At 61.8% G+C, this 21,661-nt stretch carries 18 protein-coding genes and 1 pseudogene; 14 read left to right on the top strand and 5 right to left on the bottom strand.

The features are described 5' to 3' along the window. Positions 1-26: 26 nt before the first annotated feature. Both ACP7CJ_RS22740 and ACP7CJ_RS22735 read left to right on the top strand, forming a co-directional pair. A pseudogene (locus ACP7CJ_RS22740) lies at positions 27-210 on the top strand (DUF6124 family protein). A gap of 283 nt (positions 211-493) precedes the next feature. Further along, positions 494-952, top strand: coding sequence for an REP-associated tyrosine transposase (locus ACP7CJ_RS22735; protein WP_276193679.1), 459 nt, complete (start codon positions 494-496; stop codon positions 950-952). Between the two features lie 182 nt (positions 953-1,134). Here the strand turns inward: ACP7CJ_RS22735 and ACP7CJ_RS22730 are convergent, their stop codons facing one another. Together ACP7CJ_RS22730 and ACP7CJ_RS22725 are read right to left on the bottom strand one after the other, a co-directional pair. Beyond that, positions 1,135-2,418: a Zn-dependent hydrolase gene (locus ACP7CJ_RS22730; RefSeq protein WP_276193680.1), complete on the bottom strand. Its 1,284-nt coding sequence runs from the start codon at positions 2,416-2,418 to the stop codon at positions 1,135-1,137. A 75-nt stretch (positions 2,419-2,493) separates the two neighbouring features. Then, positions 2,494-3,981 carry an NCS1 family nucleobase:cation symporter-1 gene (locus tag ACP7CJ_RS22725; protein WP_426102096.1) on the bottom strand — a complete coding sequence of 496 codons (1,488 nt, stop codon included), beginning with the start codon at positions 3,979-3,981 and terminating at the stop codon, positions 2,494-2,496. Between the two features lie 602 nt (positions 3,982-4,583). Between ACP7CJ_RS22725 and hydA the strand changes: the two genes are divergently transcribed. From hydA to preA, 3 genes are all read left to right on the top strand, one after another. Continuing rightward, the gene (hydA, locus tag ACP7CJ_RS22720; RefSeq protein WP_426102094.1) at positions 4,584-6,023 is read left to right on the top strand and encodes a dihydropyrimidinase; all 1,440 of its coding nucleotides are present in this window, start codon (positions 4,584-4,586) and stop codon (positions 6,021-6,023) included. Positions 6,024-6,177: 154 nt separating this feature from the next. Continuing rightward, positions 6,178-7,545: an NAD(P)-dependent oxidoreductase gene (locus ACP7CJ_RS22715; protein ID WP_426102092.1), complete on the top strand. Its 1,368-nt coding sequence runs from the start codon at positions 6,178-6,180 to the stop codon at positions 7,543-7,545. Then, positions 7,545-8,819, top strand: coding sequence for an NAD-dependent dihydropyrimidine dehydrogenase subunit PreA (gene preA / locus ACP7CJ_RS22710; protein WP_276193684.1), 1,275 nt, complete (start codon positions 7,545-7,547; stop codon positions 8,817-8,819). The genes ACP7CJ_RS22715 and preA overlap by 1 nt, the downstream gene beginning before the upstream one ends. A gap of 425 nt (positions 8,820-9,244) precedes the next feature. On the opposite strand, the gene ACP7CJ_RS22705 is transcribed toward preA, so the two are convergent. After that, positions 9,245-9,865: a TetR/AcrR family transcriptional regulator gene (locus tag ACP7CJ_RS22705; RefSeq protein ID WP_247403662.1), complete on the bottom strand. Its 621-nt coding sequence runs from the start codon at positions 9,863-9,865 to the stop codon at positions 9,245-9,247. Positions 9,866-9,980: 115 nt separating this feature from the next. Here ACP7CJ_RS22705 and copC point away from each other — a divergent pair, with 115 nt between their 5' ends. The 9 genes from copC to ACP7CJ_RS22660 all read left to right on the top strand — a co-directional run bounded on the left by copC (position 9,981) and on the right by ACP7CJ_RS22660 (position 18,349). Further along, complete coding sequence (gene copC / locus ACP7CJ_RS22700; protein ID WP_276193685.1) at positions 9,981-10,346, top strand: copper homeostasis periplasmic binding protein CopC; 366 nt, start codon at positions 9,981-9,983, stop codon at positions 10,344-10,346. A 3-nt stretch (positions 10,347-10,349) separates the two neighbouring features. Next, positions 10,350-11,207 (top strand): copper homeostasis membrane protein CopD, encoded by an 858-nt coding sequence (copD, locus tag ACP7CJ_RS22695; RefSeq protein WP_276193686.1) that lies wholly within the window; start codon positions 10,350-10,352, stop codon positions 11,205-11,207. A gap of 177 nt (positions 11,208-11,384) precedes the next feature. After that, positions 11,385-12,647 carry an OprD family porin gene (locus ACP7CJ_RS22690; RefSeq protein ID WP_426102090.1) on the top strand — a complete coding sequence of 421 codons (1,263 nt, stop codon included), beginning with the start codon at positions 11,385-11,387 and terminating at the stop codon, positions 12,645-12,647. Positions 12,648-12,832: 185 nt separating this feature from the next. After that, on the top strand, positions 12,833-13,648 hold the full coding sequence (locus ACP7CJ_RS22685; RefSeq protein WP_426102088.1) for an NAD-dependent epimerase/dehydratase family protein: 816 nt from the start codon (positions 12,833-12,835) through the stop codon (positions 13,646-13,648). Between the two features lie 30 nt (positions 13,649-13,678). After that, positions 13,679-14,554, top strand: coding sequence for an SMP-30/gluconolactonase/LRE family protein (locus ACP7CJ_RS22680; protein ID WP_426102086.1), 876 nt, complete (start codon positions 13,679-13,681; stop codon positions 14,552-14,554). 51 nt (positions 14,555-14,605) lie between these two features. Beyond that, entirely contained in the window at positions 14,606-15,568 is a 963-nt protein-coding gene (locus ACP7CJ_RS22675) for a TRAP transporter substrate-binding protein (protein WP_426102084.1), read from the top strand. 66 nt (positions 15,569-15,634) lie between these two features. Next, the gene (locus ACP7CJ_RS22670) at positions 15,635-16,162 is read left to right on the top strand and encodes a TRAP transporter small permease (RefSeq protein ID WP_253396959.1); all 528 of its coding nucleotides are present in this window, start codon (positions 15,635-15,637) and stop codon (positions 16,160-16,162) included. 1 nt (position 16,163) lies between these two features. Then, entirely contained in the window at positions 16,164-17,444 is a 1,281-nt protein-coding gene (locus tag ACP7CJ_RS22665; RefSeq protein ID WP_426102082.1) for a TRAP transporter large permease, read from the top strand. Further along, a complete protein-coding gene (locus ACP7CJ_RS22660; RefSeq protein WP_426102080.1) occupies positions 17,444-18,349 on the top strand; it encodes an aldose 1-epimerase in 906 nt (301 codons plus the stop codon). Before ACP7CJ_RS22665 ends, ACP7CJ_RS22660 begins: the two co-directional genes overlap by 1 nt. Before the next feature lie 67 nt (positions 18,350-18,416). Here the strand turns inward: ACP7CJ_RS22660 and ACP7CJ_RS22655 are convergent, their stop codons facing one another. Together ACP7CJ_RS22655 and ACP7CJ_RS22650 are read right to left on the bottom strand one after the other, a co-directional pair. Then, a complete protein-coding gene (locus ACP7CJ_RS22655; protein ID WP_426102078.1) occupies positions 18,417-19,568 on the bottom strand; it encodes an HlyD family secretion protein in 1,152 nt (383 codons plus the stop codon). Then, positions 19,565-21,208: an MFS transporter gene (locus tag ACP7CJ_RS22650; RefSeq protein WP_247407625.1), complete on the bottom strand. Its 1,644-nt coding sequence runs from the start codon at positions 21,206-21,208 to the stop codon at positions 19,565-19,567. Before ACP7CJ_RS22650 ends, ACP7CJ_RS22655 begins: the two co-directional genes overlap by 4 nt. Positions 21,209-21,661: the final 453 nt, after the last annotated feature.

Below are 21,661 nucleotides of genomic sequence, written 5' to 3'. Positions count from 1 at the left end.
ATCAGCCAAACATCACCGACTGATCCATCGCATATTCAGGCCTCGGGCCCGACCTTGACACCGAAACGCTGCTGGTCAATGCCACCCAGGATCTGGAATCGATCAACTCCATCGCCGCACATCTAGCCTTCGAATGTCGATGGGCCGCAGCGCGGTATGGCGCTGGGAATTTGCCGGATGCGGGAAGGCGCGCAGGTTCGGCCGCAATAGCGGTGGCGTCAGTTCCGGCCTCATCGGGAGCAAGCCCCCTCCCACACTGACCCTGCACCAGACACACCATGTATGAACACCGCAGAACCCATGTGGGAGGGTTCAAGCCCACCCCCACACTGACCCTGCACCAGACACACCATGTATGAACACCGCAGAACCCATGTGGGAGGGGGCTTGCTCCCGATTGCGCCCTTTCAGACACATCCTGCCAAAAGCATGTCCATCAATCCCAAGCCCCTCTATCTAGCCTCTCAAAACACACCCAGAAAGAGGCCAAGGAATGCCTGACTTACCCGCTTCACACCGCCTGCGCATCGGTCGATTCAGCGAACCGAACCGTATCTACCTCATCACCACCAACACCCACGAACGCATCCCGATATTCAAGAATTTCCATCTCGGTCGCTTGGTGGTCTGGCAGTTTCGATTAGCTCAGTACCAAGGGCTGGCTAACTCCCTGGCATGGGTGATCATGCCGGACCATTTCCATTGGCTGCTCGAACTGAAAAAAGGCTCGCTGGCGGACTTGATGTGCCAGGTGAAGTCCAAAAGCACCAGGACCGTTAATGGCGCAAGCGGACGCAAGGGGCGGCTTTGGCAGGAAAGTTTCCATGACCGGGCGCTGCGCCAGGAAGACGACTTGGTGAAAATGGCCCGGTATGTGGTGGCCAATCCATTGCGAGCGGGATTGGTTAGCCGGATTGGCGACTACCCGTTGTGGGATGCCATTTGGGTATAGACACAGTTCAACTGTGGGGGGGCTTGCTCCCACACTGATCCTGCGCCAGACACACAATGTATGAACACCGCAAAACCCATGTGGGAGGGGGCTTGCCCCCGATAGCAGTGGTTCAGCCAGCTTATCTGTAACTGACCCACCGCCATCGGGAGCAAGCCCCCTCCCACAGTTTTTAGCGCATTTCAGGCAGCCAACTTACCGCTGGCGATGGCTGCCGAGGCGGCCACCATCGCCCGCAACAACACCGCACACCCCGCCGCCAGGTCATCCGGTGCGGCGTTTTCGATTTCGTTGTGGCTGATGCCACCTTCGCACGGCACGAAGATCATCCCCGCCGGGCCGAGTTCGGCGACGAAAATCGCGTCGTGCCCTGCCCCGCTGACGATGTCCATGTTCGACAACCCCAACCCATTCGCGGCATCGCGCACAGCGTCCACACAGCCTTTGTCGAAATACAGCGGTGGGAAGTCGGCGGTGGGTTCCATTTCAAAACTCAACCCATGCTTGGCGCAGGTTTCGTCGATCACCTGGCGCACCTGGGCAATCATCGAATCCAATCGCGCCGGTTCCAGGTGACGGAAGTCCAGGGTCATGCGCACTTCACCCGGGATGACATTGCGTGAGCCCGGATAAGCCTGCAAGCAACCGACAGTGCCACAGGCATGCGGCTGATGCCCCAACGCCGCCGCATTCACCGCCGCGACCACCACCGCCGCGCCGACCAGGGCGTCCTTGCGCAGGTGCATCGGCGTCGGCCCCGCGTGGGCTTCCACGCCGCGCAGTGTCAGGTCGAACCACTTTTGCCCGAGGGCACCGAGCACCACGCCGATGGTTTTTTTCTGGTCCTCCAGAATCGGCCCCTGCTCGATATGCGCTTCGAAGTAAGCGCCGACTTTATGCCCACTCTCCCCCCGCGTCCCCGCGTAGCCAATCGCATTCAGCGCATCGCCTACGCTGACGCCAGCCGCATCGACCTTGGCGAGGGTATCGGCCAGGCTGAATTTCTCGGCAAACACCCCCGAGCCCATCATGCACGGCGGGAAGCGCGAGCCCTCTTCGTTGGTCCACACCACCACTTCCAGCGGCGCCTCGGTTTGCAGCTTGAGGTCGTTGAGGGTGCGCAGCACTTCCACACCGGCCAGCACGCCGAAGCACCCATCGAACTTGCCACCGGTGGGCTGGGTGTCGATATGGCTGCCGGTCATCACCGGTGGCAGGTCGGGATTGCGCCCCGGCCGGCGGGCGAAGATGTTGCCAATACCGTCGACGGTCACGCTGCACCCGGCCTCTTCGCACCATTGCACGAACAGGTCGCGGGCCTGGCGGTCGAGGTCGGTGAGGGCCAGGCGGCACACGCCGCCCTTGGGGGTGGCGCCGAGTTTGGCCAGGTCCATCAGCGACTGCCACAAACGGTCGCGGTTGATGTGCTGATGGGTCGATTGCAGAACGTCCAGGGCAGCGTTCATGGGGATCTCCTCAGGCTACATTTCTTATGGATTGACTCGGTCAATGGTGGGAGCCAGCTCCCACCTTGAGCGGGTTTACAACGAAGATTTAACGGCGACCGGGCTGACCCCGCGCCCGGCATTCAGGCCGCAATACAACACGCCGCCCAACGCCGAACCGGTAAACCAGCCATAGCTGTAGAACCAACTGAACGCATCGCTGCCCAACGACAACAGCGTCAGCACCACCGGCACGCCAAACGCAAGAAAGCCTTTCCAGTTCCACGCCGGGTACACGTCGTCACGGTACAAACCGGCCAGGTCCAATTGCTGTTTACGCGTAATGAAATAGTCCACCACCATGATCCCGGCGATCGGTCCCAGCAGGCTTGAATAACCGAGCAACCAGTTGGAATACACGGTTTCCAGGCTCACGTCGGAAACGATCAGCCCGAGTTTTTTCAGCAACTCGTGCCCCATCAACACCAACCCCACCAACCCGGTGAGAATCACCGCCGTGGTGCGGTTGATCAGCTTGGGCGCGATGTTCTGGAAGTCGTTGGTGGGCGACACGATGTTCGCCGCAGTATTGGTCGACAAGGTGGCGACGATGATCAACGCCATGGCCACGGCGACCCACACCGGGCTTTGGATATGCCCGATCAGCGTGACCGGGTCGGACACGCTGACGCCCACCAGTTTCACCGACGCCGCAGTCATGATCACGCCGAGGGCGGCGAACAGGAACATGGTCAACGGCAGGCCGAAAATCTGCCCGAGGATCTGGTCCTTCTGGCTCTTGGCGTAGCGGCTGAAGTCGGGAATGTTCAGCGACAAGGTGGCCCAGAAGCCCACCATCGCGGTCAGGCCGGCCATGAAGTAACCGGTCAGGCTCGCACCTTCGGGGCGTTTGGGCGGGATCGCCATCAACTCGCTGAGGGAAACGTTCGGCATCGCCCACACCAGCAGGCCAATGCCCACCGCCACCAGCAGCGGTGCCGACAAGGTTTCCAGGCGCTTGATCGACTCGGCGCCCCGCAGCACCACCCAGAGGTTCAGGGTCCAGAAGATCATGAAGCCGATCACTTCACCGGTGCCGCCCAAGGCCTTCCAACCCTCGAAAATCGAGCCCAGAAACAGGTGAATCGCCAACCCGCCGAACATCGTCTGGATACCAAACCAGCCACACGCCACCAGCGCCCGGATCAGACACGGCACGTTGGAGCCGAGAATGCCGAATGAAGAACGCAGCAACACCGGGAACGGGATGCCGTATTTGGTGCCGGGGAAGGCGTTGAGGGTCAGCGGGATCAACACCACGATATTGGCCAGGAGGATCGCCATCAGCGCCTCGCCCACCGACAAACCAAAGTACGCGGTGAGCACCCCGCCCAACGTGTAGGTGGGCACGCAGATCGACATGCCGACCCACAGCGCGGTGATGTGCCACTTGTTCCAGGTGCGTTCATGCACCTTGGTCGGTGCCATGTCGTGGTTGTAGCGAGGGCTGTCGAGGACGTCGGGGCCGGCGTCGAGTTCGTACAGGCCGTTGCGTTCAATGACTTGCGATCTGTTCTGTTGCATGGCCGCTCCACGGTTTTTTTCGAATTATTGTTGCTCACCTGCAAGGTCGGTGCAGGTGGCCGGAGTACCTCGTAAACAACATGACATCACGGGTCCGGCCAGCCGCCACTGCACTCAATAACCGTGCCGACAACCCAACCCGACCCCGCACCGCGTATATAACTCGCTGATGTTTATCAGCTTTATTTCAAACACCGATTAATCCTGCGGTACTTGCCGCGTGACACAGGCTGGATAACGCGAAAGTTGGCCGAACATTCAGGACTCAATCTGGTGCAACACAATTATTTTTATTTGCCGCCGCCGTCAAGTGGCAAGTCTCAAGCGCCTGATTTGCAATAAGAAATGTTACTCATACTGTAAACCTGTCAAGTGCGTCAAAATGGTGAGCGCTCGCTACATTTTGGTGATTTTTATTTTTTATTGTTTAAATTCAACTAGTTAAAAAGCAAATAGACGTAGGAAAAATCTTCTTGCTCATTCTAAAAACACCGGCTAGTTTCTATTCCTGTCACCCATGACAGGTTTTACAAACCTGCGCTGGAAAGAACTACAACACTTAGAACTGGCACAAGCCGGTCAAGCCTTGTGAGGAACTCGACATGTCGCTGTTGATCCGTGGCGCCACCATCATTACCCACGATGAAAGTTACCGCGCCGATGTTTTATGCGCAGACGGTCTAATTCGCGCGATTGGCACGGACCTGGACATTCCCGCTGGCACCGAAGTCCTCGATGGCAGCGGCCAATACTTGATGCCCGGCGGCATCGACCCGCACACCCATATGCAACTGCCCTTCATGGGCACCGTGGCCAGTGAGGATTTTTTCAGCGGCACAGCAGCGGGTCTGGCGGGCGGCACCACCTCGATCATCGACTTTGTGATTCCCAACCCGCAGCAATCCTTGCTCGAAGCCTTTCACCAATGGCGCGGCTGGGCGGAAAAGTCGGCGGCCGACTATGGCTTTCACGTGGCGATCACCTGGTGGAGCGAGCAGGTGCGCGAGGAGATGGCCGAGCTGGTCAGCCACCACGGCATCAACAGCTTCAAGCATTTCATGGCCTACAAGAACGCGATCATGGCGGCCGACGATACCTTGGTGGCCAGCTTCGAGCGCTGCCTGGAGCTGGGCGCGGTGCCCACCGTGCACGCAGAAAACGGCGAGCTGGTGTATCACCTGCAACGCAAGCTGATGGCCCAGGGCATCACCGGGCCGGAAGCGCACCCGCTGTCGCGTCCGTCCCAGGTCGAGGGTGAAGCGGCGAGCCGCGCGATTCGTATCGCCGAAACCATCGGCACGCCGTTGTACCTGGTGCATGTGTCCACCCAGGAAGCGCTGGATGAAATCACCTACGCCCGCGGCAAAGGCCAGGCGGTGTACGGCGAAGTACTCGCCGGCCACCTGCTGCTGGACGACAGCGTCTACCGTCACCCCGACTGGCAGACCGCCGCCGGCTACGTGATGAGCCCGCCGTTCCGCCCGCGCGGGCATCAGGAAGCGCTGTGGCGCGGCCTGCAATCGGGCAACCTGCACACCACCGCCACCGACCACTGCTGCTTCTGCGCTGAGCAAAAAGCCGCCGGCCGTGACGACTTCAGCAAGATCCCCAACGGCACCGCCGGTATCGAAGACCGCATGGCGTTGTTGTGGGACGAAGGGGTCAACACCGGGCGCCTGTCGATGCAGCAATTCGTCGCGCTGACCTCCACCAACACCGCGAAAATCTTCAACCTCTACCCACGCAAAGGCGCGGTCCGCGTCGGTGCCGACGCCGACCTGGTGCTGTGGGACCCCGAGGGCACGCGCACGATTTCCGCCAAGACCCACCACCAGAACGTCGACTTCAACATCTTCGAAGGCAAGACCGTGCGCGGCGTGCCGAGCCATACCATCAGCCAGGGCAAGCTGGTCTGGGCCGATGGCGACCTGCGCGCCGAACGCGGTGCCGGGCGGTATGTGGAACGGCCGACGTACCCGGCGGTGTTCGAGCAGTTGAGCAAGCGGGCTGAGCGCTCCAAGCCGGTTGCTGTGAACCGCTGAGAGCGCTATCGGGGGCAAGCCCCCTCCCACAATTGACCGCATGCTTTCAGACACAATGCGATCACTGTGGGAGGGGGCTTGCCCCCGATGAGGCCAGCCCAGGCAACAAAAATGCCCGCCAGAGGCAATCCAAAAAAACCGTGAGGCCCACACCGTGATCCAGACCCTGACCCACCTCCCCCATCCCCATGAAGACGGCGCCACCCTCGCCAGCCATTTCACCGACCTGGCGCCGCCTCTCAACGCCCGCCAGGCGCAATTGGAAGCCTCGCGCTGCCTGTATTGCTACGACGCGCCGTGCGTGAACGCGTGCCCCAGCGAGATCGACATCCCGTCGTTCATCCGCAACCTCCACACCGATAACGTGCAAGGCGCCGCGCAGAAGATTCTCTCGGCCAACATCCTCGGCGGCAGCTGCGCCCGGGTCTGCCCCACCGAGATCCTGTGCCAGCAAGCCTGCGTGCGTAACAACGCCGAAGAATGCGCCCCGGTGCTGATCGGCCTGTTGCAACGCTACGCCATCGACAACGCGCACTTCAGCGAACACCCGTTCCAGCGCGCCGCCACCACCGGCAAGCGCATCGCGGTGGTAGGCGCCGGGCCGGCCGGCCTGGCCTGCGCCCATCGCGCCGCGTTGCACGGCCACGATGTGGTGATCTTCGAAGCCCGGGAAAAAGCCGGTGGCCTGAATGAATACGGGATCGCCAAGTACAAGTTGGTGGATGATTTCGCGCAGCAGGAGCTGGATTTCCTCCTGCAGATCGGCGGTATCGAAATCCGCCACGGCCAGCGCCTGGGCGACAACCTGACCTTGAGCGAACTGCACCAGCACTTCGATGCGGTATTCCTCGGCCTCGGCCTGGCCGCCAGCAAGCAACTCGGCCTGCCCCATGAGGACGCCCCCGGCCTGCTCGCCGCCACCGATTACATCCGCGAACTGCGCCAGGCCGACGACCTGAGCCAACTGCCGCTGGCCGACCGCTGCATCGTGCTCGGCGCCGGCAATACCGCCATCGACATGGCCGTGCAAATGGCCCGCCTCGGTGCCCGCGACGTGAACCTGGTGTACCGCCGGGGCCTGGCAGACATGGGCGCCACCGGCCATGAGCAGGACATCGCCAAGGCCAATCAGGTACGCCTACTGACCTGGGCCCAACCGGAAGAAGTGCTGCTGGACGCTGAAGGCCACGTGCGCGGCATGCGTTTCGCACGCACACACATGGACAACGGGCGCCTGCAGTCCACCGGTGAGACCTTCGAACTGGCCGCCGACGCGATCTTCAAGGCCATCGGCCAAGGCTTCGACAACGCCGCGCTGCACGACCCGCTGGCGCAGCAACTGCAGCGGGTCGGCGCGCGCATCTTCGTCGACGAGCACCTGCGCACCAGCATCCCCGGCGTGTATGCCGGCGGCGATTGCGTCAGCCTCGGCCAGGACCTCACCGTCCAGGCGGTGCAACACGGCAAGCTGGCGGCAGAAGCCATGCACGCCCAACTCATGCTCAACGTGGAGGCTGCGTAATGGCCGATCTCTCGATTGTCTTCGCTGGTATCAAAGCCCCCAACCCGTTCTGGCTGGCCTCCGCGCCGCCCACCGACAAGGCCTACAACGTGGTCCGCGCGTTTGAAGCGGGCTGGGGTGGCGTGGTCTGGAAAACCCTCGGCGAAGACCCGGCGGCGGTCAACGTGTCGTCGCGTTACTCGGCGCACTATGGCGCTAACCGCGAAGTGCTGGGCATCAACAATATCGAACTGATCACCGACCGCTCCCTGGAGATCAACCTGCGCGAAATCACCCAGGTCAAAAAGGACTGGCCGGACCGCGCGTTGATCGTGTCGCTGATGGTGCCGTGCGTCGAAGAGTCCTGGAAAAACATCCTGCCCCTGGTGGAAGCCACCGGGTGCGACGGCATCGAGCTGAACTTCGGCTGCCCCCATGGCATGCCGGAACGCGGCATGGGCGCGGCGGTGGGCCAGGTGCCAGAGTATGTGGAACAGGTGACGCGCTGGTGCAAGACGTACTGCTCGCTGCCGGTGATCGTCAAGCTCACGCCGAACATCACCGACATTCGCGTGGCGGCGCGTGCGGCGTATCGCGGTGGGGCGGATGCGGTGTCGCTGATCAACACCATCAACTCCATCACCCGCGTGGATCTGGAGCGCATGGTCGCCCTGCCGACGGTCGGCACCCAGAGCACCCACGGCGGTTACTGCGGTTCAGCGGTGAAGCCGATCGCACTGAACATGGTCGCCGAAATCGCCCGCGACCCGCAGACCCACGGCCTGCCGATCTGCGGGATCGGCGGCATCGGCAACTGGCGCGATGCGGCGGAATTCGTCGCCCTCGGCTGCGGCGCCGTGCAGGTGTGTACGGCGGCGATGCTGCATGGCTTTCGCATCGTCGAAGAAATGAAGGACGGCCTGTCGCGCTGGATGGACAGTCAGGGTTACACCAGCCTGCAGGATTTCTCCGGGCGCGCAGTGGGCAATACCACGGACTGGAAGTACCTGGATATCAACTACCAGGTGATCGCCAAGATCGATCAGGCCGCCTGCATCGGCTGCGGGCGTTGCCATATTGCCTGTGAGGATACGTCGCACCAGGCCATCGCCAGCTTGAAACAGGCGGACGGCACGCATAAGTACGAGGTGATCGATGATGAGTGCGTGGGCTGCAACCTGTGCCAAATCACCTGCCCGGTGGCCGATTGCATCGAGATGGTGACGGTGGACACCGGCAAGCCGTTCTTGAATTGGACCCAGGACCCGCGTAATCCCTATCGGGAAGCGGTGTAGTCCTGTAGACCGCTATCGGGGGCAAGCCCCCTCCCACATTGAGCGCATTATGTCTGAAAAAATGCGATCCACTGTGGGAGGGGCTCGCCCCCGATGAGGCCCCCAACCTCACCACAAAACTCAAGGCTCAAGGCTCAAACAGTTGACCGCATTCTTTCAGACAAAATGCAGTCAATGTGGGAGGGGGCTTGCCCCCGATGAGGCCCCCAGCCTCACCACAAAACTCAAGCCTCAAACAGTTGACCGCATTCGTTCAGACAAAATGCAGTCAATGTGGGAGGGGGCTTGCCCCCGATGAGGCCCCCAACCTCACCACAAAACTCAAGCCTCAAACAGTTGACCGCATTCCTTCAGATAAAATGCAGTCAATGTGGGAGGGGGCTTGCCCCCGATGAGGCCCCCAGCCTCACCACAAAACTCAAGCCTCAAGGCTCCAACCCAATCCCGCGCAAAATCACACTGGTCACCGTCTGAATCGCCCTCTCGAACTGCATATCCGACAACGGCTGGTGATCGTTCAGAATCTTCACCTGATGATCAAAGTCGGCGTAGTGCTGGGTCGAGGCCCAGATCATATACAGCAGGCTCGCCGGCTCCACCGGCAGGATGCGTTTGTCTTCCACCCATTGGCGAATCTTCGCTTCCTTCATCTTGGCCCAGTCGTACAGGCTTTCATCCAACGCCTCACCGAGCGTCGGCGCGCCGTGCATGATTTCGTTGGCCCAGACCTTCGACCCATACGGCCGCGTGCGTGAGCGTTGCATCTTGGCGCGGATGTAGCTGCTGAGCACCACCCGCGGGTCATCGAAGGTTTCGAAGCTCAAGGCGTCCTGCTTCCACACTTCCAACAGGTCAAACAGCACCGCGCTGTACAGCTCGCTCTTGGTGGTGAAGTAGTAATGCAGGTTGGAGCGCGGCAGTTGCACTTCTGCGGCAATATCGGCCATGGCGGTGCTGCCATACCCCTTCTCGGCGAAGATCTTCTCCGCGGCCAGCAGGATTTTTTCGACGTTGACTCGACGGATTCCGATCTTGTGATTGCCCATAAGGGCTCCCTGACAAAGACATAACGGAAAGACTACCACCCGCTCTAGATCGGGGCGACAGGCGGAGCCGAAACTTCGTACACTGGCGCCCCTACCCATTGATTGGTGTTGCCTAATGTTGATCAAGAAAACCCTGACCACCGTCGCCCTGCTGGCCTCCCTGCTGGGCGCCTCGGCCGCGTTTGCCCATGCGCACCTCAAGAGCGCGACGCCTGCGGCAGACAGCAGCGTCACCGCACCGAAAGAGGTGCGCCTGAGCTTCAGCGAAGGCGTGGAGGCGACTTTTTCCAAGGTATCCCTGAGCAAGGACGGCACCGAAATCGCGATCAAGGGCCTGACAACCCCGGATGCCGACAAGAAAACCCTGGTGGTGACGCCCGCCGCTCCACTCGCGGCTGGCACCTACAAAGTGGTGTGGAACGCCGTCTCGGTCGACACCCACAAGAGCAACGGTGAATACAGCTTCAAGGTCGGCCAATAACCTATGGCGACGCTGCTGGTGCTGTGCCGCTTCCTGCATTTCATCGTCGTCTTGTTGATGTTCGGGGCCTGTGTGTTCAGGCCCTGGCTGATGGCCAATGAACCGCAGCCGGCGCTGGACCGGCAATTGCTGCGTATCAGCCGTGGCCTGGCCTGGCTGGGGCTCGGCTCCGGCGTGGCCTGGTTGCTGCTGATTACCGCCAGCATGGCCGGCAGCTGGGACGCCGCACTGCAACCGGCCACGGTGCAATTGGTGCTGGGCAAAACCTTTTTTGGCCAAGTGTGGCTCTGGCATCTGCTGCTCAACCTGTTGCTGCTGATCGCCTTGATCAAACCCTGGCCGGCGTTGCGCCTGCCCTTGCTCAGCCTGCTGCTGGCGACCCTCGCACCGGTCGGTCACGGCGCCATGCTCAACGGGCTCAGCGGGCAGTTGCTGATCCTCAACCAGGTCGTACACCTGGCGTGCGTGGGCGCCTGGCTTGGCGGTTTGCTGTTGCTGGTGTTGATCCTGCGCCAACCGCAACGCCAGGGGCTGGAGCCGATTTTGCGGCGCTTCAGCGGCGTGGGTTATGGCCTGGTCGCCGGCTTGCTGGTCACCGGGTTGATCAATGTTCGCGTACTGACCGGACAACTGTGGCCCACCCCGCTGTTCAACGGTTTCGCCCTGATTCTGCTGATCAAGGCAATGCTGGTGCTGGGCATGTTGGCCCTGGCGCTGCTGAACCGCTTGCGTATCGATCGCTGCGAACAGCGACTGGAGACCTTGAAGGCCAGTGTGATGGCTGAATGGTTACTAGGTGTTTCAGCGGTAGCCGCCGTCTCCCTCCTCGGCACCCTGCCGCCGATGGTCGTGGCTGGCTGAATCCATCGTCGGCACGATCCAGCTCCCTCCCTGGACTGCGGCCACTTTTGATCAGTCAAGCCTGGTCATCGTATAACTTCTGATTGACAAGCCACAAAAACCCCGCAAGTATCGCCCCAATGTTGTACGACGACGTATGACAAATAATAAAAACAACAAACAAAAGGGAGCGTCACTGTGCGTCAATTCGCCCGCAATTCCTCCTCGCGTCTCGGCCTTATCGGTCTCAGCAGCCTGGCTTTCACCCTGCCCCTCACCGCCCAGGCCGAAGGGTTTGTCGACGACGCCAAGGCCACGCTCAACGTGCGCAACGCCTTCTTCAACCGCAATTTCACCAACCCGTCCAACCCCCAGGCCAAGGCCGAAGAGTGGACGCAGAACTTCATCCTAGACGCCAAATCCGGCTACACCCGGGGCACCGTGGGGTTCGGGATTGACGTGCTGGGCCTGTATTCGCAAAAGCTCGACGGCGGCAAAGGCACCGCCGGCACCCAGTTGCTGCCGGTTCACAACGACGGGCGCCCCGCCGATAACTTCGGGCGCCTGGGCGTGGCGCTGAAAACCAAGCTGTCGAACACCGAATTGAAAGTCGGCGAATGGATGCCCGTGCTGCCGATCCTGCGCTCGGACGATGGCCGCTCCCTGCCGCAGACCTTCCAGGGCGGCCAGGTCACCTCCAATGAAATCGCCGGCCTGACCCTCTACGGCGGCCAGTTTCGCGGTAACAGCCCGCGCAACGATGCGAGCATGGAAGACATGTTCATGAACGGCAAAGCCGCCTTCACCTCAGACCGCTTCAACTTCGGCGGCGGCGAATACACCTTCAACGACAAGCGCACCCAGGTCGGCCTGTGGTACGCCGAACTGAGCGACATCTACCAGCAGCAGTACCTCAACCTGACCCACAGCCAGCCGCTGGGCGACTGGACCCTGGGCGCCAACCTCGGTTTCTTCAACGGCAAGGAAGACGGCAGCGCCCTGGCCGGCGACCTGGACAACAAAACCGCCTTCGCCCTGCTCTCGGCCAAGTACGGCGGCAACACCTTCTACGTCGGCCTGCAAAAACTCAGCGGTGACAGCGCATGGATGCGAGTCAACGGCACCAGCGGCGGCACCCTGGCCAACGACAGCTACAACGCCAGCTACGACAACGCCAAGGAAAAATCCTGGCAACTGCGCCATGACTTCAATTTCGTGGTGCTCGGCGTTCCGGGGCTGACCCTGATGAACCGCTACATCAGCGGCAGTAACGTCCACACCGGCACGATCACCGACGGCAAGGAATGGGGACGTGAATCGGAGCTGGCCTACACGGTGCAAAGCGGTGTACTGAAGAACCTCAACGTGCGCTGGCGCAACTCGACCATGCGGCGGGACTTTAGCAATAACGAATTTGATGAGAACCGGGTCTTCATCAGCTATCCGATTTCGTTGCTTTAAAAATCTAAAACCCGTGCACATCCATTGTGGGAGGGGCTTGCTCCCGATGGCTGTGGGTCAGTCACAGAGACATTACCTGATACACCGTCATCGGGAGCAAGCCCCTCCAACATTGACAACCTGAGACTCACTAACAATACTCCGGCATAGTCATACGACAACCTACAACAAAAACTGGAATCCAGATGACCGCCACTACCCCAACGCCCTTCAACCGCCTCCTCCTCACCGGTGCCGCCGGCGGCCTCGGCAATGTCCTGCGCGAACGCCTGCGGCCGTATGCCCAGGTGCTGCGCCTGTCGGATATCGCCGACATGGCCGCCGCCGGCGTCGATGAAGAAGTACACCCCTGCGACCTGTCCGACAAACAGGCGGTCCACCACTTGGTCGAAGGCGTCGACGCCATCCTGCATTTCGGCGGCGTTTCGGTAGAGCGCTCGTTCGAAGAAGTCCTCGGCGCCAATATCTGCGGGATTTTCCATATTTACGAAGCCGCGCGCCGCCATGGCGTCAAACGCGTGATCTTCGCCAGTTCCAATCATGTGATCGGTTTCTACCCACAAGGCGAACAACTCGATGCCCACTCGCCACGTCGCCCGGACAGCTACTACGGGCTGTCCAAGTCCTACGGCGAAGACATGGCCAGTTTCTACTTCGACCGCTACGGCATCGAGACCGTGAGCATCCGCATCGGCTCGTCGTTCGCCGAACCGCAGAACCGCCGGATGATGCACACCTGGCTGAGCTTCGACGACCTGACCCAACTGCTCGAACGCGCGCTGTACACGCCGAACGTCGGCCACACCGTGGTCTACGGCATGTCGGCCAACCTCGATACCTGGTGGGACAACCGCTACGCCGCGCACCTGGGCTTTACCCCAAAAGACAGCTCCGAAGGGTTCCGCGCCCAGGTCGAGGCCCTGCCGCCGCTCGCCGCCAATGACCCGGCCAAGGTCTACCAGGGCGGCGCTTTTTGCGCAGCGGGACCATTCGGTGACTGACGCCACACTCACCCAAGGGAATGAGTTGCCATGACTGCTGAGTTGATTGTCGACGCCCGCAATGCCGTGGGCGAATGCCCGGTGTGGGTGCCCGAAGAAAACGCCCTGTACTGGGTGGATATCCCCAACGGCGGGTTGCAACGCTGGAACGCCGCCACCGGCCATATCGACGCGTGGAAAGCCCCGCAGATGCTCGCCTGCATTGCCCGCACCGGTGCAGGCAACTGGGTCGCCGGGATGCAAAGCGGCTTTTTCCAGCTCACCGCGCACAACGACGGCAGCCTCGACACCACGCCGCTGGCCGAGGTCGCGCACCCGCGCGCGGGCATGCGCCTGAACGATGGGCGCTGTGATCGCCAGGGCCGTTTCTGGGCTGGCAGCATGGTCATGGATATGGGCGCGAATGCCGCCGCTGGCATCCTCTACCGTTACGCTTCGGGCGCCGCGCCGCATGCGCAGTTAGAGGGTTTTATCACCCTCAACGGCCTGGCCTTCAGCCCTGATGGCCGCACGCTGTACGTCTCGGACTCGCACCCGCTGGTGCAACAGATCTGGGCCTTCGACTACGACACCGAAACCGCTACGCCGAGCAACCGCCGCGTATTTGTCGACATGCAGCAACACCCAGGCCGCCCTGACGGCGCCGCTGTGGATGTCGACGGTTGCTACTGGATCTGCGCCAACGACGCCGGCCTGATCCACCGCTTCACCCCCGACGGCCGCCTGGACCGCTCCCTGAGCGTGCCGGTGAAAAAACCCAGCATGTGCGCCTTCGGCGGCAGTCGCCTGGACACTTTATTCGTCACCTCGATCCGTGACGACCCGAGTGAGCAGTCGCTGTCCGGCGGCGTGTTCGCCCTCAACCCTGGCGTCCAAGGACTGCCCGAACCGCACTTCACCCTCTAGCTGCATCGCTGTGCCTTGAATACAACAATAACAAGACAGGAGTGACCGCCCATGGACTTCAAACGCACCTTGCTCGCCGCCGCAGTCTTCACCCTCAGCAGCGCCGCCCACGCGCTGGAAATCAAATTCGCCGACGTCCACCCCGCCGGCTACCCCACCGTCGTGGCCGAAGAGAACATGGGCAAGGCCCTCACCAAAGCAAGCAACGGCGAACTGACCTTCAAATACTTCCCCGGCGGAGTCCTGGGTTCGGAAAAAGAAGTCGTCGAACAGGCCCAGGTCGGCGCGGTCCAAATGACCCGCGTCAGCCTCGGCATTGTCGGCCCGGTGGTGCCGGACGTGAACGTGTTCAATCTGCCGTTCGTATTCCGTGACCAGGCGCATATGCGCAAAGTCATCGATGGCGAGATCGGCGATGAAATACTCGCCAAGATCACCGACTCCGAATTCGGCCTGGTCGCCCTGGCCTGGATGGACGGCGGCACACGCAACCTCTACAGCAAAAAGCCGGTACGCAAAATCGAAGACCTCAAGGGCATGAAAATTCGCGTGCAAGGTAATCCCCTGTTCATCGACGCATTTAATGCGATGGGCGCCAACGGTATCGCCATGGACACCGGCGAAATTTTCAGTGCCTTGCAGACAGGCGTGATCGATGGCGCCGAAAACAACCCACCGACCCTGCTAGAACACAACCACTATCAAAACGCCAAGTACTACACCCTCACGGAGCACCTGATCCTGCCCGAACCGATCGTGATGTCGAAAATCACCTGGAACAAGCTCACCCCTGCGCAACAGGTCATGGTGAAAAACGCCGCCAAGGCCGCCCAGGCCGATGAGCGCGTGCTGTGGGATAAAAAATCCGCCAGCAGCGAGGAAAAACTCAAGGCGGCCGGCGTGGAGTTCATCCAAGTCGACAAAAAACCCTTCTACGACGCCACCGCAGCGGTTCGCGCCAAGTACGGCGCGCCTTTCGCCGACATCATCGCGCGCATCGACGCCGTTCAATAACCTGCCCTGCCTCTCGCATAAGGCCCGGCGCGGTCGGCATTGACGCGCCCGGTCACGGTGAACGCCATGAAGAATCGACTGCTGCGCATCAACGACCGTATCTACATGACCTGCATCTGGGTCGCCGGCCTCTCGGTCCTTGGGGTCGCGCTGATCATCCCCTGGGGCATCTTCGCCCGCTATATCCTCGGCACCGGCTCCAGTTGGCCGGAGCCCACCGCCATCCTGCTGATGCTGGTGTTCACCTTTATCGGCGCCGCCGCCAGCTACCGCGCCGGGGCGCATATGTCGGTGGCGATGGTCACCGACCGCCTGCCTGCACGCCAACGCCAGATCGTCGGCATCCTCTCGCAATTGCTCATGGGCACCATCTGCCTGTTCATGACCATTTGGGGCAGCAAACTGTGCCTGTCCACCTGGAACCAGTTCATGAGCGCCATCCCCACCCTGCGCGTGGGCATCACCTACATGCCGATCCCGATTGGCGGGTTGCTGACCCTGATCTTCGTGGTGGAAAAACTCCTGCTCGGTGACCAGAGCAACCGACGGGTCGTGCGCTTCGACCTGGTTGAAGAAAGCGAAGGGGCTGCCTGATATGGACGCATTGATTCTGTTGGGCAGCTTTATCGGCTTGATCCTGATCGGCATGCCGGTGGCCTATGCCCTGGGCCTGTCGGCGTTGATCGGCGCGTGGTGGATCGACATTCCGTACCAGGCCCTGATGATTCAGATCGCCGGCGGGGTGAACAAGTTTTCGCTGATGGCGATTCCGTTCTTCGTGCTGGCCGGCGCGATCATGGCCGAGGGCGGCATGTCGCGGCGGCTGGTTGCATTTGCCGGGGTGCTGGTGGGTTTTGTGCGCGGCGGCTTGTCGCTGGTGAACATCATGGCCTCGACGTTTTTCGGCGCAATCTCCGGCTCGTCGGTGGCCGACACCGCCTCGGTCGGTTCGGTGCTGATCCCGGAAATGGAACGCCGTGGCTACCCCCGCGAATTCGCCACGGCGGTGACCATCAGCGGTTCGGTACAGGCGCTGTTGACCCCGCCCAGCCACAACTCGGTGCTCTACTCCCTGGCGGCGGGCGGCACGGTGTCGATCGCCTCGCTGTTCATGGCCGGCGTGGTCCCGGGCCTGCTGATGAGCGCGTGCCTGATGGTGCTGTGCCTGATCTTCGCGAAGAAGCGCGACTACCCCAAGGGCGAAGTCATCCCGCTCAAGCAAGCGCTGAAAATCTGCGCCGACGCGCTGTGGGGCCTGATGGCCATGGTGATCATCCTCGGCGGCATTCTCTCCGGCATCTTCACCGCCACCGAGTCCGCCGCGATCGCCGTGCTGTGGGCGTTCTTCGTGACCATGTTCATCTACCGCGACTACCAATGGAACGAGCTGCCCAAGCTGATGCACCGCACGGTGCGCACCATTTCCATCGTGATGATCCTGATCGCCTTCGCGGCCAGCTTCGGCTACATCATGACCCTGATGCAGATCCCGGCGAAGATCACCACGCTGTTCCTGACCCTGTCGGACAACCGCTACGTGATCCTGATGTGCATCAACGTCATGCTGCTGTTGCTCGGCACGGTGATGGACATGGCGCCGCTGATCCTGATCCTCACGCCGATCCTGCTGCCGGTGGTGCTCGGCATCGGCGTCGACCCGATACACTTCGGCATGATCATGCTGGTCAACCTTGGCATCGGCCTGATCACCCCGCCGGTCGGCGCGGTGCTGTTCGTGGGAGCGGCGGTGGGCAAGGTGAGTATCGAGAAAACCGTGAAGGCGCTGCTGCCGTTTTATGGCGTGCTGTTTTTGGTGTTGATCGCGGTGACTTACATCCCAGCATTGTCGCTGTGGTTGCCAGGGCTGGTGCTGTGATGCTGATTGAACTGCAAGACCACCTGACCCACCTCACCCTCGCCCCGGCCGTGGGCGGCAGCATCGTCAACTGGCGCGTGCGCGCCAGCGGCCAGCCCCTGCTGCGGCCTAGCGATCAAGCGGCGCTGGACACCGGCCTGCCTGGCAAACTGGCCTGCTATCCCCTCGCGCCCTGGTCCAATCGCATCGCCAACGGCGGTTTCGACACGCCCGCGGGCTGGCTGGCACTCACGCCCAACAGCCTCACCGATCCGCTGCCGATTCACGGGTCGGCCTGGCAACAGGCGTGGCGCGTGGTCAGCCAGTCGGCGGATGAAGTGCTGCTTGCGTTGGAATGCGCCACGCCGTTCGCCTACCGCGCCGAGCAGCGGTTTCGACTGCGCAACGGTGAGCTGAGCATCGCCTTGCGCGTCACCCATCTGGCCGAACAGGCGGCGTGGCACGGCCTGGGGTTGCATCCCTACTTGCCGCGCCTGCCGGCCACGCGGTTGCAGGCCAAGGCGTCGCAGGTGTGGCTGAGCGATGCGTCCAAGCTACCCACGGGGTTGGCGGCGGTGCCGCACGCTTGGGACTTCCAGGCGTCGAAAAACCTCCCCGAGGGCCTGGTGGACAACGGTTTTTCCCAGTGGGACGGGCATTGCCGGATCGAACAGCCGGAGCTGGGTTATGCCCTGGAATGCCAGGCCACGGGCGCCGATTACTTCCTGCTGTACTGCCCGCCGGGGCTGGGGTTCTTTTGCATCGAGCCGGTGAGCCATCCGGTGAATGCCCATCACCTGCCGGGGCGGCCGGGGTTGAAATTGCTGGAACACAATCAGTCGGTCCAACTCAATTTCACCCTGAAATACATTCCAACTGTGGGAGGGGGCTTGCTCCCGATGGCGGTGGATCAGTCATGCATGTAGTGGCTGACACACTGCCATCGGGAGCAAGCCCCCTCCCACAGTTTTGATTTGTGTTGTATCAGTGGTGTCAGGGCGGACTGTTTTTCAGGCGGCCGGCCGTGTCGATACTGACGACAACCGACAACCCCGGCCGCAAGTGCTCGCTCTGCTCCTGGTCGGGATCAACGGTGATCCGCACCGGCAAACGCTGGGCGATCTTGACGAAGTTGCCGGTGGCGTTATCCGCCTGCAACAGGCTGAACTCCGAGCCGGTCGCCGGGGAAATATACTGCACCGTGCCGCGAAACTTGCGGTGGTCGAGCGCATCGACGGTGAACGTCACCGGCTGGCCAACCTGCACGTGGGCCATCTGGGTTTCTTTCATGTTGGCGATTACCCACAACTGCTTCGGCACCAGGGCCATCAACTGCGCGCCGGAGTTGACGTAAACGCCAAGGCGCACACCAATCTGCCCCAACTGGCCGTCACGCGGCGCAGTGACGCGGGTGTTGGACAAGTCGATCCGCGCCAGCTCCACCGCCGCTTCGGCACTGGCCACGGCGGCTTCCAGTGAACCGCGATTGACGATCACCGTCTGCAGGTCCTGACGCGCGATTTCCAGGCTGGCCTGGGCCTGCGCCACGGCGGCGAGGGTCTGGGCATTGGCGGCGCGGGTCACGTCCAGTTCGCGCTTGGACACTGAACCGTCGCTGATCAGCGCTTCATTGCGGCGCAGGTCGGCGGTGCTTTTGCGCGCCTGGGCCTGGCTGTCTACCCGCGCGGCCTGGCGCAGTTTGATAGTGGCTTCGGCGCTGTTGCGTTGCTGCACCACATTCGCCAGCGCGGCCTTTTGCACCGCCAGTTGCGCCAGGGCCTGGTCCAGGCGCTGCTTGTAGATGCGGTCATCCAGGCGCACCAGCAGGTCGCCGGCCTTGACGTACTGGAAGTCCTGCACCGGCACTTCGAACACATAGCCGCTGAGCTGCGGGCCAATGATCGTGACCTGGCCGCGCACCAGGGCGTTCTCGGTGGTTTCCACCGCGCTGCTGAACGGCGGCAATTGCCAGGCATACAGCACGATCAACACGCCGACGAGGGCAATCGCGGCAAAGCCCAGGGACGAGAGAATGCGCACCCCCGAGGAGCGCGGTTCGGTGACCGTGGCACCCGGTGGGGTGGCGCCTTCAGGGGTGGCGGCGATGGCGTTGGTGGTGGTCGTGGTGGTGGTCGGTTCGGTCATGAAGAAGCGCCGCTAGGTTGAACGGGAGTGGCCGCTTTGGTGGTGCTTAACAGCCACAGACTGCGGGTAAAGATCCAGAGCATGGTCAGGATCGCGACGATCGCGATCAGCATGAACACATCGTTGTAAGCCATCACATTCGCCTCACGGGTCGCCGCCGTGGCGAGGCTGCGAATGCCCATGAGGTTACGCAAGTCCGGGTCGGCGACGATACCGCCATAGGCCGCACCGCCGCTCTGCACCCGCGCGGCGACACGCGGATCGAGCAGGGTCAGGTGCTCGACGATCATGCTCGAATGAAACTTCTCGCGCACCACCTGGAACGTCCCGAGCAACGCCGCGCCAATCAGGCCGCCGAGGTTCTGGCAAATGCCGAACATCACCGAAAAACTCACCAGGTTGCGCGGGTTGGTCAATACGTTCTTGGTGCCCAGCACCATGGTCGGCCCGAGAAAAAACGTGCCGCCAAAGCCTAGCAGGAACTGGCTGATGTACAGGTTCTGCGGGCGAGTCAGGTTGCTGGAGAAACTGTCCATCACCGACCCGGTGGCCATCAGTGCCAGGGAAATGACCAGCGGCATCAGCAAGTGCGCCGGGTTGATCGTCAACGCACTGACCACCAGCCCGGCCACCGCGCCCGCCAACATCACCACGTACAGCGTGTGCATTTGCTGGTAGCTCATGTTCAACATCTGCATGAAGCCCACCGCGCCGGTGGACTGCTCCGACAGCACCATGCGAATCAGGATCACCGCCAGCGCCAGGCGAATCATGGTGCCGCTGCCCAGCCAGCGGGTCATCAGCAGCGGGTTGGCGCGGTTATGCTCAATCGCCAGGCCGGTCATGATCAGCACCAGCGAACAGGCCGACGCCACACCGATCCACGGCGCTTCGAGCCACCAGTCGATCCGCCCGAGGGACAACACCGCGCAGAGCAGCGCCACCCCGCTGGCGAGGATGGCGAAGGTGAGAAAGTCGAGTTTTTCAAAGGTCTTGAAGCGGTCGCCAGGTGGCAACTTGAGCAGGAACACGCAGCCCAGGCAGATCAGCGCCATGCCCAGCTCAAACAGGTACAGGCCACGCCATTCGGCAATTTGCAGCAAATCTTCGGAAAACAGCCGCGCCAACGGCAACGCCAACTGCGCGGTGCCCAGGCCCAGCACCAAGGCTTTCAAGCGCCACTTGGCCGGGAACGCCTGGATCATGTAGTACAACCCCAGGGAACTGAGCGCCGCGCCGACCATCCCGTGAGCGGCGCGCACGGCGATGGCGGAGTTGAGGTCGTTGACGAACAAGTGGCCGAAAGTCACCAGCGCATACAGCACCAGGAACACCTCGGTAAACGCACGCAGGCCGAATTGCTGGCGGAACTTCACCAAGAGCAGGTTCATGCACACGTTGGTCATGACGTAGGCGGCGGGCAGCCAGGCCATTTCCGCCGTGGTCGCGCCGAGGGCGCCTTGCAGGTATTGCAGGTTGGCGATTACCAACGAGTTGCCGAGGCCGCCGGTGATTGCGACCAGGACGCCGACCAGTGCATACAGCCAGCGTTTGTGGGTGGGGTGCAGCGGCGTCGACGGCGAGCCCGGCAGGGCCGGACGCTCGTGGGGTTGCCAGGTGCGGGGGGTGTAGTTGTCCATTCAGTGACCTTGATGAGCCGACACGCAAGGTCGGTGACTCCATTACTCAGGGAGTAGTAAACCTGAGCGGCGTTCATCTTGCCATGTTGAGGGGGCAATTGATTCCTGGAGCGGGCGTGGTCAAGTGTGGGGGTTGGCGGTGATGGCGGCCTCTGGGCCGACCGGCTTTTTGGGTTGAGTTGAGTTGGGTTGAGTACATATCCGTTTTTTCGGTAACGGCGGCTTAGGGTTCCGCTCTTACAGCGGGTCACTTTGGAAAAGCCCCAAAGTAACCAAAGGGCTCTTGCCCCACCACTCGGCACCTCGCTCAGGCTCGGTGTGCCCGAACGCAGGCTTGAATCCGTGGGTAACCCGGCAGGACGCCGGGTTAGCCGTCCTGGGCCATGGATGGCCCATGACGGCGGCCCACGGATTCAAGCCTGCGTTCGGGCACACCGAGCCTAGGCGAGGTGC

Source organism: Pseudomonas sp. PSPC3-2 (assembly GCF_049897085.1).
Taxonomy (GTDB): Bacteria; Pseudomonadota; Gammaproteobacteria; order Pseudomonadales; family Pseudomonadaceae; genus Aquipseudomonas; species Aquipseudomonas paraveronii.
Note: the sequence above shows the minus strand (reverse complement) of the source record. Positions and strands in the feature narration are given on the sequence as shown.